Genomic DNA, 12,345 nt, shown 5'->3' with positions numbered 1-12,345 from the left:
GGTCAGACGCGAAGATTTTCCGGTCCCCTGATCTCGACAGGGAGGATTTGGAAATCCCGGATGTTGTGAGTCACCACGACCAGCCCGTGCAGCTTGGCTGTCGCGGCGATCATGGCGTCTGCCATCCCTGATCGATGTCCTGCCGAGAGTGCACGAGCTTCCATTTCTCCGGCCAGTGCCGCCGCTGCAATATCGAAAGGGAGGATGCGATCATCGAACTGGGCAACGAGGACATCCAGCCACTCCCGGATATGGGCCGCCTTGGATGTGGCTCCCTTCTGCTCAAGAAGGACGATCCCCTTCGTGATCTCGTGGATCGTAACGACCGAGACGAACAGCAGGTCCGCCTTTTCCTGCTGCCGTAGCCATTCCGCGAAAGCCTCATCTACCGGACGGGTGGGCGAGGACATGGAGACGACGTTCGTATCCAGGAGGAAGCCGCTCAAAGCTCCGCGTCCCGCGACGGCGAGGCATTCCGCTCGAAAATGTTGTCCTCAACTTTGGGAAAGGACAGCAAGTGATCGGCGAAGCTTGTCCTTGCTCGCTTGGTCGCCCGCTTTGCAACCTCTGCAGCGTCCACACTGACTAGAACAGCGGCAGGCTTGCCGTGCCGGGTAATCGTAACGAACTCGCCCGCGCTCGCTTTGTCCACGATCGAAGAGAAGCCTGCCTTGGCGTCTTTAAGGCTGATTGTCGACATCACCGTCACCGAATGGTCATATGTGACCAGTTTAGCTTGCCTGTGCCTGTTTCACAATGGCGGAGGCATACCGTTTATTCCCGAATCGCATTCGTGCCGGTAGAAGATGGCGACCACACAGGAATTGATCTTGAAAACCATCGCCATCGACTTCGAGACCGCCAACGAATCCCGCGGCAGCGCCTGCTCGGTAGGACTTGCCTGGATCGAGGACGGCGAGGTGGTGCGGGTCGAGGAGCGGCTGATCCGGCCGCATGACATGCGCTTTTCTTCCTTCAACATTGCCATTCACGGCATCCGTCCGGAAGATGTCGAGGGTGCGCCGGAGTTTCCGCAGGTGATGGAGGAATTCGCGGAGGATTTCCGCGAGGCGACGATGATCGCGCACAACGCGGCCTTCGACTTCAGAGTTTGGCGCGCCTGCCTCGATCTCTACGGCCGCGCCTATCCGGAACTGTCCTATCTCTGCAGTGTAAAGATGTCGCAGAAGGTCTGGCCGCATCTCGGCTCGCACCGGCTGAATGCGCTGGCGGCGCATCTCGGGCTTACTTTCGCCCATCACAATGCCGCCGAGGATGCCAGCGTCTGCGCCCGTGCAGCGATCGCCATCGCGAAGTCTCTCGGTGTGGGGCATGTAGGCGAGATACCGGCGATGATCGGCATGAAGGTCGGACGCCTGTTCGAAGGTGGATACGCGCCGTGCACCTGCCGGCTCAAATAGGCCCACTGCTTGCAACGGGCGGCGGCGCACTTATCTCTGATCCCATATGGCTTCCCGGAGTGCCCGATCATGAGACGACCTGCCCCCTATGCGTCCGCTGTGGCCCTTGCCACCGGCTTATTTGCCACTGCCGCCTCTGCCGAGGTGGTCGGCGAGGTAGGCGTGGATTGGATCGGCAACGACATCATCGTCGAAGCTGTCGCCGATCCGCAGGTGAAGGGAGTCACCTGCCACGTCACCTATTTCGACCGCTCAATCATCGATCGCCTGAAGCAGGGCAACTGGTTCGAGGATCCCTCCAACAGCTCGATCTCCTGCCGCCAGACCGGCCCGATCGAAATCGGCGACATCGACCTGTCGCGCGGGGGAGAGGAAGTGTTCCGGCAGGGGCGCTCGCTGATCTGGAAGAACCTGCTCGTCAAGCGCATCTACGACAAGACCAACGACACGCTGGTCTATCTCGCCCATTCCCGCCAGGTGATCGAAGGCTCCGCCAAGATGTCGATCTCGACCGTTCCGCTCTACGGAGAAGAGGTTACCTGGATGAACGGCAAGCCTGACGCTTCACCTTAGGTCGGCCGCCGCCGCGCGTCCGGCGACGCGGCCGGAAAAGAGGCAGCCGCCGAGGAAGGTCCCCTCGAGCGCCCGGTAGCCATGCATGCCGCCGCCGCCGAAGCCGCCGGCTTCGCCCACCGCGTACAAGCCGGGCACAGGCTGCCCGTCATTGCCGAGCACTCGTGCGGAAAGATCGATTTCCAGCCCGCCCAGCGTCTTGCGAGTCAGGATGTTGAGCTTCACGGCGATCAGCGGCCCGTGCGCCGGGTCGAGGATGCGGTGCGGCCTGGCCGTACGGATCAGCCTGTCGCCCAGCGACCGGCGCGCATTGTGGATGCCGGCCACCTGCAGGTCCTTGCCATAGGGGTTCTCCACCTGCCGGTCGCGCGCGATGATTTCGCGCTCGATCTCCTCGAACTTCAACAGGTCGCTGCCCGCGATGCGGTTCATCCCGCGCACCAGTTCATCCAGGCTTCGGGCGACGACGAAATCCTCGCCCTTCTCCTTGAAAGCTTCCACCGGTCCCGTTGCCCGCCGACCGATCCCGCGCCGTGCCGTCAACCGCCAGTCGCGGCCGGTGAGGTCGGGGTTCTGCTCGGAGCCGGAGAGGGCAAATTCCTTGCGGATGATCGACTGGTTGAGGATGAACCAGGAGTAGTCATGGCCCGTGGAAAGGATATGCTGCAACGTACCGAGCGTGTCATATCCGGGGAAGAACGGGGCAGGGAGGCGCTTGCCCGTTGCATCAAACCACAGGGATGAGGGACCGGGCAGGATGCGGATTCCGTGGTTCTGCCAGACAGGGTTCCAGTTCCGCAGGCCTTCGGTGTAATGCCACATGCGGTCGCGATTGATGATCCGGCCGCCAGCGGCCTCGGTGATGGCGAGCATCCGCCCGTCCACGTGCTTCGGCACGCCCGACACCATGAACTTCGGCGCCACACCGAGCCGCGCCGGCCAGTTCGTGCGGACGAGATCATGGTCGCCGCCAATGCCGCCGGAGGCGACGATCACCGCCTGGGCGCTAAGTTCGAAATCGCCGATGACCGTTCGGGAACTCTCGGCTCCGCGCGGCGCGCTGCTCGGCTCCAGCACCGAACCGGCGATGCCCGTTACAACGCCATTGCTGACGACCAGTCGGTCCACGCGATGCCGCCACAGGAAGCGGATCCTACCGTCCCGTTCCGCCTCGCGGGCACGCCGCTCGAAGGGTTCGACTACGCCGGGACCGGTGCCCCAGGTGATATGGAAGCGGGGAACGGAATTGCCGTGGGAGGTGGCGGACCAGCCGCCGCGCTCCGCCCAGCCGACCACCGGGAAGAAGCGATGGCCCATGGCGCGCAGCCAGTCCCGCTTTTCGCCGGCGGCGAAGGCAAGATAGGCCTCCGCCCAGGCTCGCGGCCAGTAGTCCTCGGGACGGTCGAAGGCGGCGGAGCCGAACCAGTCCTGGCGGGCCAGTTCGAAACTGTCGCGGATGCCCATGCGCCGCTGTTCCGGCGAATCGATCAGAAAGAGGCCGCCGAGCGACCAGAAGGCCTGGGCGCCGATGTTCTGCTCCGGCTCCTGGTCGACGACGATGACGCGCCGTCCCGCATCGGCTAGTTCCGTTGCCGCGACCAGCCCCGACAATCCCGCCCCCACGACGATGGCGTCCGCCTTGTCCTGCATCTACTCCTCCCGCGATCGCAGCGGGCAACCTCACGCCACCTGCAGCGCCATAGGTCCACGGGGGCCTGCCGAAGTCAATTCCGAGAAGGGGCCCGCAAAACGCAACGAGCCCGCGGGTGTGGGCTCGTTTGGAAGATCGGTCAGAGAAGGGATCAGGCGGCTTCGCGGGTCAGCTCGTCGGCGATCACCGTATCGAGGTTGAGGAAGCAGACCATCGTCTTTTCCAGGGCCACGATGCCGCGGCAGAAGGCGCGCTGGGCTTCCGGAATAATCTCCGGCGCCGGCTGCAGGTCTTCCGAGCGGATCGTCATCATGTCGGAGACCTGCTCCACCAGCAGGCCGACCAGCTTGCCAGCAATGTCGGTGACGATGATGGCCGAGCGTTCGGACGGCTCGGTCATCTTCATGCCGAGGCGGCAGGCCATGTCGATGACGGGAATGACGGCGCCACGCAGGTTGATGAGGCCGAGAACATAGGGCGGGGTATGCGGCATCGGCGTTACTGGCGCCCAGCCGCGGATTTCGCGGATCGCCATGATGTCGATGCAGAATTCCTGATCTCCGAGATGGAAGGAGACGATTTCGAGATAGGCTCCCGATTGCTTGATGGCGTTGCTCATATTCTTTTCTCCCACCTGCCAATGGGCTTCGCGGTAGAGGCCGCGGATGCCGCCATTCAGGCTGCCGTGATTGTCCGGATCGTGATGCGGAGACGAGAATGATCTCGGTGACGTCATGTCCGTGTGGCTTCGGCCGCACCATGTCGATCACGACGGCGCTATCGTGCGAATCCACCTTCGCGCCCTGCAGTGTGCTGAAGAGATATTAAGCTTGTGCTAATGCCGGCCTGTGCCCGGCCCCTTCCGCGAGCCGCGGACATCGAATAGACTGGGGGTATGGACACCCTTTCGCCCACACCGCACCGTCTGCCTCTCATTGCTCTTGCCATGCTCGGCGGGGCTGGGATCGTCGCGGGTGCCTTCTACGGCTGGATGCGGTTCGGCTCGAGCATACTGTTGACGCTTGCGGAAAACGGCCTTTCCGGCTGCCTCTGAAATTCGTTTTGTTTGAGACAAATCAGCGCGCACGGCGAGGCGAGCCGCTAATGATTTGCGGCGTGGCGGCCTTTCGCCTATCGAGGGAGCGGCTTCGCTTCAGACCGCATGAAGAGAGAAACACATGAAAACGCTGCGCATCATTCTTTGGGCTGCCGTCCTGGTTCTCGGCGGAGTTCTCGCCTGGCTCACGTTCGAGGTCACACGCAACAAGGAGCAGATCGCCGAAGGTCCCTTCGGCGTGCCCTTCGAACTCGTTGCTCAGAATGGCGAGCCGATCACGGAGGAAGCGTTCCGGCAGAAGCCGACCGCGCTGTTCTTCGGCTTCACCCATTGCCCGGAAGTCTGCCCGACGACGCTCTACGAGCTGAACGGCTGGATGCAGCAGGTCGATCCTGACGGAAGTAAGCTTGCCGGCTATTTCGTCACCGTCGATCCCGAGCGCGATTCGCCCGAACTGCTCGGTCAGTACATTTCCAACGTCACCGACCGGATCGTCGGCATCTCCGGGCCGCCGGAGGAGGTGGTCGAGATGGCGAAGGGCTTCAAGGTGTATTTCAAGAAGGTGCCGCTGGACGAGAAGGACCCGACGGGCGATTATACGATGGATCACACCGCCTCGGTCTTCCTGCTCGACAAGGAGGGCCGCTTCGCCGGGACCATCTCCTACGGCGAAAATCCTGAAACGGCGGTCAAGAAACTCGAGAACCTCGTCAAGAGCTAACCAGCTTCCGGTTGAAGGGATGCGGCCTTTGTGGCATCCGTCCCGCACCGCAACCGTGAAAGAACCGTCCCTTGAGCGAGATCCGTCTCTACGTCAGCACCAGTGAGAAGGATGCCGAACGCATCCTCGACATTTTCTCGGACGTCTTCGGCGAAGAGGATTATGCCCTCGCAACGACCGAGGTGGACGAGAAGCGGGATATCTGGGAAGCCTCGGTCTACATGATGGCCGAGGAGGAGGACGAGGTCCGGCGGCGGATGGTCGAAGGGCTCGCCCATGCCTACCCGCATGCTGCCGTCGAAAGGGAAGTAATCCCCGACGTCGACTGGATCGCCCGGTCACTCGAGGGACTGAAGCCGGTGCGCGCCGGGCGCTTCCTCGTCCATGGCTCGCACGACCGCGACAAGGTCGGCGTCAACGACATCGCGATCGAGATCGACGCCGGCCAGGCCTTCGGGACCGGTCACCACGGAACGACCGCCGGCTGCCTCGAAATGATCGACGCCGTCGCCCGCTCGCGGCCGATCCGCAGGGCGCTCGATCTCGGCACCGGCAGCGGCGTTCTGGCGATCGGGCTCAGGAAGATCCGCAACATTCCGATCCTTGCGACCGATATCGATCCGGTTGCGGTCCGTGTGGCGAAGGAGAACGTCCGGCGCAACGGGATCGTTTCGGGCCTGCGGCTGGTGACGGCGCCCGGCTTCCATTCCCCCGCCTTCGCAGAGGAGGGGCCATTCGATCTGATCATCGCCAACATCCTTGCCCGTCCCCTGATGAGGATGGCGCCGCAGGTTGCCGCCAATCTCTCCCCGGGCGGCTCCGTGATCCTATCGGGTATCCTCGCCGCGCAGCGCTGGAAGGTGCTGGCCGCCTATAACGGCGTCCGCCTGCGCCATGTCCGCACCCTCTGGCGCAATGGCTGGGTGACCATCCACCTGCGGCACGGTCAGGCTTGATGTCTGTTGCCGCATCGCAGCATTGCGCTGGACGCAATACAGATTTGGCCGTGCGGGTCTGGACAAAGAAAAAGGCGGCACCGGGTCGGTACCGCCTTGCGATCAGGAGAACCTGATCGATCCCGCGAGCCTGGGAGGAGAAGCTCGAGCGGGAAACGCATTCTGATCAGGCCGGCGACGGGGGAGGAGGAACCGTCGAGGCCGTAACGGATCAGAATACGGAGCTGGTCGCGCCCTTGCGGCGCAATTCTTCGCGGCTGGTGCCCATGCCCCGCAGGGTCTGGTCGTCCAGGTTCATGAGAACATTGTTGACATAGCGGCTGGCCTGGCGCTCACGCGCTGCGACCACGCGTTCGAAGGCAGTGCGGAAGATGGAGTTGGCCATTTCGGTAATCCCTTGGCAACGGGCCTTGTTCGGCGCCCGTTCGATGATGGGAATATAGTCGTTCCGAGGCCCGGCAGTGAGAGGTCCTTTATCAATGGTGTTATGCGCCTCGTGCATAGGATGCGCACCGGGCGTTCATCCGACCTTCGCAGATGCACAATCGTCGGGCAACGTCATGGCGGACTGGCGGCGGCAGGGCTTCGCCGCTAGTATCCGGCTCCCGCCTTGTTTCCAGAGATCACCCGGAATTCATCATGCTCCAGTCCTTTGACAACAGATCCGCCCCGCAGTTCGGCCGCGAAAGAGTCGCCTCACTCCGCGCCCGCTTCGCCGAGCATGGCATTGACGGCTTCCTCGTCCCGCGCGCCGACGAATATCAGGGAGAGTACGTGCCGGCCTCCGCCGAGCGCCTCTCCTGGCTCACCGGCTTCACCGGATCGGCAGGGGTGGCGCTGGTCACACAGTCGCAGGCGGTTGTCTTCGTGGACGGCAGATATACGACGCAACTGAAGGAGCAGGTCGATCCTGCCGTCTTCACCGGTGGCGACCTCGTCAACGAGCCGCCACATCTTTGGTTGCCGCGCAATGCCGTGAAGGGCTTCCGGCTCGGTATCGATCCCTGGCTGCACACGGCGGCCGAGGTGCGGCGGCTGGAAAAGGCACTGGCCGACATCGGCGGATCGCTGGTCTTCCTGCCGTCCAACCCGCTTGACGCCATCTGGACGGATCGGCCGGCCGAGCCGCTGGGGCAGGTGGCGATCCAGAAGGCGGAGCATGCCGGAACGCTCGCAACCGACAAGATCGAGGTGGTTGTCGAGAAGGTGAAGGAGAAGGGGGCGGCCGCAGTCGTCATCACCGATCCCTCCTCGGTGGCCTGGATCTTCAACATCCGCGGGCAGGATGTGCCGCACACGCCGCATCCGCTGGCGCGGGCCATCGTCCCGGCCGAGGGCAGGCCGGAAATCTTCCTCGACGATCGGAAGACGAATGTCGAGGTGCGGGCCTACCTGACGCAATTCGCAGAACAGCGGCCGCCGGCGGACTTCCTCTTGCGGCTGAAGGCATTCGCGGACCAGGGTCCGGTGATGCTCGATCCGGAGCTCGCTCCGCTGGCGCTCTCGCGCGCGATCGAGAGCGCCGGCTGCAAAGTGGTGGAAGCGCCCGATCCCGCAAAGCTGCCGCGCGCCTGCAAGAACCGCACGGAGCTTGAAGGCTCCGCGAAGGCGCATCTGCAGGATGGAGTTGCGGTGGTCGAGTTCCTTCACTGGCTGGATCAGCAGCCAGCCGGAAGCGTCCGCGAGATCAGGACTGTCCAAGCGCTGGAGGCCGCCCGCACCAGGGTGGGCGAGCGGATGCAGAACCCGCTCAGGGACATCTCCTTCGACACCATCTCGGGGGCAGGGGAGCATGCGGCCATCATGCATTACCGGGTGACGACGGAGAGCGACCGCCTGTTGAACGAGGGGGAGCTCTTCCTCATCGATTCCGGCGCCCAGTATATCAACGGCACCACCGACATCACGCGAACCGTTGCCATCGGAGAGGTGCCGGAGGACCGCAAGCGCTTCTTCACCCTGGTCCTGAAGGGGATGATCGCGATCAGCACGGCGCGCTTTCCGAAGGGAACACGGGGTTGCGACCTGGACCCACTCGCGCGCATCGCGCTGTGGAAGGCCGGCGGCGATTATGCCCACGGCACCGGCCATGGCGTCGGCTCTTACCTGTCCGTGCACGAGGGCCCGCAGCGGATCGCACGCCTTTCGACGCAGGAGCTCCTGCCCGGCATGATCCTCTCCAACGAGCCCGGCTACTATCGGCCCGGCCATTACGGCATCCGTATCGAGAACCTCATCCATGTGCGGGAGGCGGAGGAGATCGAGGGCGGGGACATCCCCATGCTCTCCTTCGAGACGCTTACATGGTGCCCGATCGACCGCCGCCTCGTCCTTCCGGAGCTTCTGACGGCCGAGGAGCGCGACTGGCTGAACGGCTACCACGCGGCAACGCGCGAAAAGCTGATGCCGCTGATCGAGAAGGCCGAGGTGCGCGAATGGCTGGTTCGGGCGACGGAGCCGCTGTAAGCGGCCGGCGTCAGAGCCCGAAGAGGTGGCGGCAGACCATCACCGCCACCCAGCCTGCCGCCAGCATGACCAGGCCGGGGAAGCGCAGTGCGACCGCGAGCGCCACCAGCATGGCGATCTTCACGTCCCAGCCGCCGGTGAAGAAGGCCGGCGCCACCAGTGTCGTCAGGACCGCCGCCGGAACGGCGTTGAGAGCCGCTTCCACGCGGGGCGGTATGCTCTTCATCCGCGTGATCAGCACATAACCGCCGACCCGCGTGAGATAGGTGGCGACGGCGGCGGCGAGGATCAGGAACAGCGTTCCGGTGTCGAGAGAAGCCTCCATCTCAACCCTCCGCCTCGACGGCAGCGTCGGGCTCACTCTTTGCCTGCAGCGGCAGCAGCGTCGCGACGAGGATGCCGGCGGCGGCGCCGAGGCTGACATGCCAGGGTGAGCCGACGAAGTGATAGGCCGCGACCGAACCGGCGGCGCTCGCCGCCACGACCGGCACGAACCCCCAGCGGCTGCGGAAGGCGAGCACCATGCCCAGGAAATAGACCGGAAGCAGGATATCGATGCCGATGGCCGTAGGATCGCCAATCATCTTGCCGAACCAGGCGCCGATCATCGTGGAAATGCTCCAACTGACGTAGATCACCGTTCCGAAGCCGAGATACCAGGAAAAGCTGACGCCTTCGCCGCTTTCGCCCCGCCGGATGCCCTCGGCAAATTGAGGATCCACGAGCAGGAAGAAGGCCAGGAACTTCTGAAGCGGCGAGTAGTGGCGGATGTATTTGGCGAGTGCCGCCGAATAGAGGATGTGCCGGAAGTTGACGGCGAAGATCGAAAGCACCACCAGCCAGGGCTCTACGCGCTGCCCGAAGAGCTCGATCCCTACCAACTGGCTGGCGCCGGCATAGACGGTGGCGCTCATCAGCAGCGTCTCGAGGAAGCTCAGGCCGTTGTCCACGGCGACGGCGCCGAAGAGGACGCCGAAGGGAGCCGAGGACAGGGCAATGATCAGGCCGCCCCTGAGGCCGTCTTTTACGTCGCTGCGATTCATGGAATTTCCTGCTTGCCGCCAGCCTTACGGGTGGGCGGGGCAGCGCGCAATTCAATTAGGTTTATGAACGCATCGATTTCGTTGAAGCTTGGGCCTGCGCCATGCGTCAGTCCTTGAGGATCTGCCGGCTCCTGACGATGCCGACGCCCTTTCCGCGCATTTCCTCGATGGCCGCCTTGACGCCCTTTTGGTCGATCCCGCGGCTTGCGTCCTCGATGAAGCAGATCTGCACGCCGGGCAGCATCTCCACGGCGTCCAGAGCCGAGAACCTCACGCAGTAGTCAGTGGCGAGGCCGCAGATGTCGAGTTCGTTGATCTGCTGCGCCCGCAGATAGCCGGCGAGGCCCGTGACGGCGGCCTTGTCGTTGTCCCGGAAGGCGGAATAGCTGTCTATCGCGGGATTCTCGCCCTTCTGCTGGATGTAGTCGATCTCGTCCATCTTGAGATCCGGGTGAAACTCGGCATCGGATGTGCCCTGCACGCAATGATCAGGCCACAACATTTGCGGCCGGCCGCAGAGCTCGCCCATCTGGAACGGCTGCTTTCCCGGATGCTGCGAGGCGAAGCTGCCGTGGTCGGCCGGGTGCCAGTCCTGCGAGGCGACGATCACGTCATAGCCGCCTTCCTCGATCAGGCGGTTCGCGACCGGCACGACCTTGTCCCCCTCCGGAACCGCAAGATTCCCGCCGGGGCAGAAGCCGTTCTGGATGTCGACCAGCAGCAGGGCCTTCATGGTGCTTTCTCCTTCCACCTCTTTGGGCGATTAAACACCGAGCAGCGGCAGTCGGACAAGCCTATGGCGGCTTGGGTGGCGGAAAAGCCGGTATCGCCGCCGCATGCGAAGCCGGCAGAGGCCTGAGCCTCCAGGGCACGAGCTGGCGCTGGCGGTCGAGATCCACCTCCAGCGGAATATGCAAGGGACCCACCTGATCGCCGCGGGACCGTAAACAGGCGTTCTGCCGGACGCGCAGGCGGTGAAAACATAATCCGCCTCCGGTCCTCGGAGCGAAGGATCGTTCCTGTCAAAAGGCGGACCGATTCTTTAAAAATCCGGGCAAATCCCGGAGTATTGCTATGTCCGTCACCTCCTCGTCCATTCAGTCGCACGCCGATACGGGTTCGCCGATCGGCGTACCGGGACTTACCGCCCTTGTCGTGCTCGTCGCCGGCACGCTTGGGCTCGGCTCCGCCTATGGTCCCGCGCATGGTGCGCTCTTCCTCATCGGCGGCGCGCTCGGCATCTCGCTCTACCATGCGGCCTTCGGCTTCACGTCCGCCTGGCGTGTCTTCATCGCCGAGGGCAGGGGGCGCGGCCTTCGCGTGCAGATGATCCTGCTGGCGCTGACCGTCGTTCTGTTCTTCCCCTTCCTCGCTTCCGGCACCCTGTTCGGCAATGAGGTACGCGGCCTCGTGTCGCCGGCCGGCACCGGTGTCCTTGTCGGCGCCTTCATGTTCGGCATCGGCATGCAACTCGGCGGCGGATGCGCCTCCGGCACCCTGTTCACCGCCGGCGGCGGCAATGCCCGCATGCTGGTCACCCTGTTCTTCTTCATCGTCGGCTCGGTGCTGGCAACGATCCACTTCGACTGGTGGGCGAGCTTGCCGTCGTTGCCGCCGGCCACGCTCGTCAGCCTCGGCCCCGTCGCCGGCATCGCGGTCTCGCTCGCGATCTTCGCGGTAATCGCGGCGCTGACTGTCGCGGTGGAGAAGAAGCGTCACGGGACGCTCGAGCAGCCGCCGGCGTCTCCCCGTCACGGTATTGCACGCTACCTGCGCGGTCCCTGGCCGCTGGTTGCCGGCGCGGTGGCGCTGGCGCTTCTCAACTTTGCTACGCTTTCGCTCGCCGGCCGCCCGTGGGGCATCACCTCTGCCTTCGCGCTGTGGGGCGCCAAGGGCGCGCAGCTCATCGGCATCGATCCCACCGCCTGGGCCTACTGGCAGACGCCCGCCAACGCCAAGGCTCTGGGCGAAAGCGTCTTCGCCGATGTCACCTCGGTCATGGACTTCGGCATCGTCGCCGGCGCGATGCTTGCCGCCGCGCTCGCCGGTAAGTTCGCGCCGAGCCTCGATATTCCGCTGCGTTCGATCCTGGCGGCGGTCGTCGGCGGCCTCCTGCTCGGCTACGGCGCGCGCATCGCCTATGGCTGCAATATCGGCGCCTATTTCTCCGGCATCTCGTCCGGCAGTCTGCACGGCTATCTATGGGCCGTCGCCGCATTTGCAGGCAACATTCTCGGCGTCAGGCTGCGCCCCTGGTTCTTCATGGAACGCAGTGCCGTCCGCCGCATCGACGGCTGAATTCGCCTTTCCTCCCGCGCCGACCATGTGGTGCGGGAGGACCGCTTTTCCGGCGCCCGCCACCTCTCCGCCACATTCCCGCTAAACTTCCGGCAGCTTTCCTCACTAAAGGCAGAAGCAGCAATTCGGGGCAGGGCGTAAAGATATTGGTTACCATAT

The 12,345-nt window shown here is 64.0% G+C and carries 15 protein-coding genes; 7 read left to right on the top strand and 8 right to left on the bottom strand.

The window, feature by feature from the left end:
- Window positions 1-2: 2 nt before the first annotated feature.
- Together RTCK_RS01395 and RTCK_RS01390 are read right to left on the bottom strand one after the other, a co-directional pair.
- Window positions 3-446: a type II toxin-antitoxin system VapC family toxin gene (locus RTCK_RS01395; RefSeq protein ID WP_142591036.1), complete on the bottom strand. Its 444-nt coding sequence runs from the start codon at window positions 444-446 to the stop codon at window positions 3-5.
- Window positions 443-700: a type II toxin-antitoxin system Phd/YefM family antitoxin gene (locus RTCK_RS01390; protein ID WP_142591034.1), complete on the bottom strand. Its 258-nt coding sequence runs from the start codon at window positions 698-700 to the stop codon at window positions 443-445. The genes RTCK_RS01395 and RTCK_RS01390 overlap by 4 nt, the downstream gene beginning before the upstream one ends.
- A gap of 130 nt (window positions 701-830) precedes the next feature.
- On the opposite strand from RTCK_RS01390, the gene RTCK_RS01385 reads away from it, so the two are divergent.
- Together RTCK_RS01385 and RTCK_RS01380 are read left to right on the top strand one after the other, a co-directional pair.
- Window positions 831-1,421 carry a 3'-5' exonuclease gene (locus RTCK_RS01385; protein ID WP_142591033.1) on the top strand — a complete coding sequence of 197 codons (591 nt, stop codon included), beginning with the start codon at window positions 831-833 and terminating at the stop codon, window positions 1,419-1,421.
- Window positions 1,422-1,490: 69 nt separating this feature from the next.
- Complete coding sequence (locus RTCK_RS01380; protein ID WP_142591031.1) at window positions 1,491-1,994, top strand: CreA family protein; 504 nt, start codon at window positions 1,491-1,493, stop codon at window positions 1,992-1,994.
- On the opposite strand, the gene RTCK_RS01375 is transcribed toward RTCK_RS01380, so the two are convergent.
- Window positions 1,986-3,644 (bottom strand): FAD-binding dehydrogenase, encoded by a 1,659-nt coding sequence (locus tag RTCK_RS01375; protein ID WP_142591029.1) that lies wholly within the window; start codon window positions 3,642-3,644, stop codon window positions 1,986-1,988. The genes RTCK_RS01380 and RTCK_RS01375 overlap by 9 nt on opposite strands.
- A 152-nt stretch (window positions 3,645-3,796) precedes the next feature.
- Window positions 3,797-4,264, bottom strand: a complete 468-nt coding sequence (locus RTCK_RS01370; RefSeq protein ID WP_052638696.1) for a chemotaxis protein CheW — start codon at window positions 4,262-4,264, stop codon at window positions 3,797-3,799.
- Window positions 4,265-4,540: 276 nt separating this feature from the next.
- Here RTCK_RS01370 and RTCK_RS01365 point away from each other — a divergent pair, with 276 nt between their 5' ends.
- From RTCK_RS01365 to RTCK_RS01355, 3 genes are all read left to right on the top strand, one after another.
- A complete protein-coding gene (locus RTCK_RS01365; protein ID WP_185927867.1) occupies window positions 4,541-4,699 on the top strand; it encodes a hypothetical protein in 159 nt (52 codons plus the stop codon).
- A gap of 124 nt (window positions 4,700-4,823) precedes the next feature.
- Entirely contained in the window at window positions 4,824-5,423 is a 600-nt protein-coding gene (locus RTCK_RS01360; protein ID WP_142591026.1) for an SCO family protein, read from the top strand.
- Window positions 5,424-5,494: 71 nt separating this feature from the next.
- Window positions 5,495-6,379: a 50S ribosomal protein L11 methyltransferase gene (locus tag RTCK_RS01355; RefSeq protein WP_142591024.1), complete on the top strand. Its 885-nt coding sequence runs from the start codon at window positions 5,495-5,497 to the stop codon at window positions 6,377-6,379.
- Window positions 6,380-6,590: 211 nt separating this feature from the next.
- On the opposite strand, the gene RTCK_RS01350 is transcribed toward RTCK_RS01355, so the two are convergent.
- Complete coding sequence (locus RTCK_RS01350) at window positions 6,591-6,764, bottom strand: hypothetical protein (protein WP_185927866.1); 174 nt, start codon at window positions 6,762-6,764, stop codon at window positions 6,591-6,593.
- A gap of 254 nt (window positions 6,765-7,018) precedes the next feature.
- Here RTCK_RS01350 and RTCK_RS01345 point away from each other — a divergent pair, with 254 nt between their 5' ends.
- Window positions 7,019-8,845, top strand: coding sequence for an aminopeptidase P family protein (locus RTCK_RS01345; protein ID WP_142591021.1), 1,827 nt, complete (start codon window positions 7,019-7,021; stop codon window positions 8,843-8,845).
- Window positions 8,846-8,855: 10 nt separating this feature from the next.
- Here RTCK_RS01345 and RTCK_RS01340 read toward each other — a convergent pair whose 3' ends face one another.
- The 3 genes from RTCK_RS01340 to pncA form a co-directional block, all read right to left on the bottom strand.
- On the bottom strand, window positions 8,856-9,170 hold the full coding sequence (locus RTCK_RS01340; RefSeq protein WP_142591020.1) for an AzlD family protein: 315 nt from the start codon (window positions 9,168-9,170) through the stop codon (window positions 8,856-8,858).
- A 1-nt stretch (window position 9,171) separates the two neighbouring features.
- On the bottom strand, window positions 9,172-9,888 hold the full coding sequence (locus RTCK_RS01335) for an AzlC family ABC transporter permease (RefSeq protein WP_142591018.1): 717 nt from the start codon (window positions 9,886-9,888) through the stop codon (window positions 9,172-9,174).
- Window positions 9,889-9,994: 106 nt separating this feature from the next.
- A complete protein-coding gene (gene pncA, locus RTCK_RS01330) occupies window positions 9,995-10,621 on the bottom strand; it encodes a bifunctional nicotinamidase/pyrazinamidase (RefSeq protein ID WP_142591016.1) in 627 nt (208 codons plus the stop codon).
- Window positions 10,622-10,962: 341 nt separating this feature from the next.
- On the opposite strand from pncA, the gene RTCK_RS01325 reads away from it, so the two are divergent.
- The gene (locus tag RTCK_RS01325) at window positions 10,963-12,186 is read left to right on the top strand and encodes a YeeE/YedE family protein (protein ID WP_142591014.1); all 1,224 of its coding nucleotides are present in this window, start codon (window positions 10,963-10,965) and stop codon (window positions 12,184-12,186) included.
- The last annotated feature ends 159 nt before the right edge of the window (window positions 12,187-12,345 follow it).

Origin of the sequence: Pseudorhizobium endolithicum (assembly GCF_902153245.2) — a bacterium.
GTDB classification, from domain to species: domain Bacteria; phylum Pseudomonadota; class Alphaproteobacteria; order Rhizobiales; family Rhizobiaceae; genus Neorhizobium; species Neorhizobium endolithicum.
Note: the sequence above shows the minus strand (reverse complement) of the source record. Positions and strands in the feature narration are given on the sequence as shown.

Excerpts from the sequence above, each read along its gene's own strand:
- RTCK_RS01390 (WP_142591034.1), bottom strand. The coding sequence starts at position 700 with ATGTCGACAATCAGCCTTAAAGACGCCAAGGCAGGCTTCTCTTCGATC.
- RTCK_RS01380 (WP_142591031.1), top strand. The coding sequence starts at position 1,491 with ATGAGACGACCTGCCCCCTATGCGTCCGCTGTGGCCCTTGCCACCGGC.
- RTCK_RS01375 (WP_142591029.1), bottom strand. The coding sequence starts at position 3,644 with ATGCAGGACAAGGCGGACGCCATCGTCGTGGGGGCGGGATTGTCGGGG.
- RTCK_RS01370 (WP_052638696.1), bottom strand. The coding sequence starts at position 4,264 with ATGAGCAACGCCATCAAGCAATCGGGAGCCTATCTCGAAATCGTCTCC.
- RTCK_RS01365 (WP_185927867.1), top strand. The coding sequence starts at position 4,541 with ATGGACACCCTTTCGCCCACACCGCACCGTCTGCCTCTCATTGCTCTT.
- RTCK_RS01360 (WP_142591026.1), top strand. The coding sequence starts at position 4,824 with ATGAAAACGCTGCGCATCATTCTTTGGGCTGCCGTCCTGGTTCTCGGC.
- RTCK_RS01350 (WP_185927866.1), bottom strand. The coding sequence starts at position 6,764 with ATGGCCAACTCCATCTTCCGCACTGCCTTCGAACGCGTGGTCGCAGCG.
- RTCK_RS01345 (WP_142591021.1), top strand. The coding sequence starts at position 7,019 with ATGCTCCAGTCCTTTGACAACAGATCCGCCCCGCAGTTCGGCCGCGAA.
- RTCK_RS01340 (WP_142591020.1), bottom strand. The coding sequence starts at position 9,170 with ATGGAGGCTTCTCTCGACACCGGAACGCTGTTCCTGATCCTCGCCGCC.
- RTCK_RS01335 (WP_142591018.1), bottom strand. The coding sequence starts at position 9,888 with ATGAATCGCAGCGACGTAAAAGACGGCCTCAGGGGCGGCCTGATCATT.
- pncA (WP_142591016.1), bottom strand. The coding sequence starts at position 10,621 with ATGAAGGCCCTGCTGCTGGTCGACATCCAGAACGGCTTCTGCCCCGGC.
- RTCK_RS01325 (WP_142591014.1), top strand. The coding sequence starts at position 10,963 with ATGTCCGTCACCTCCTCGTCCATTCAGTCGCACGCCGATACGGGTTCG.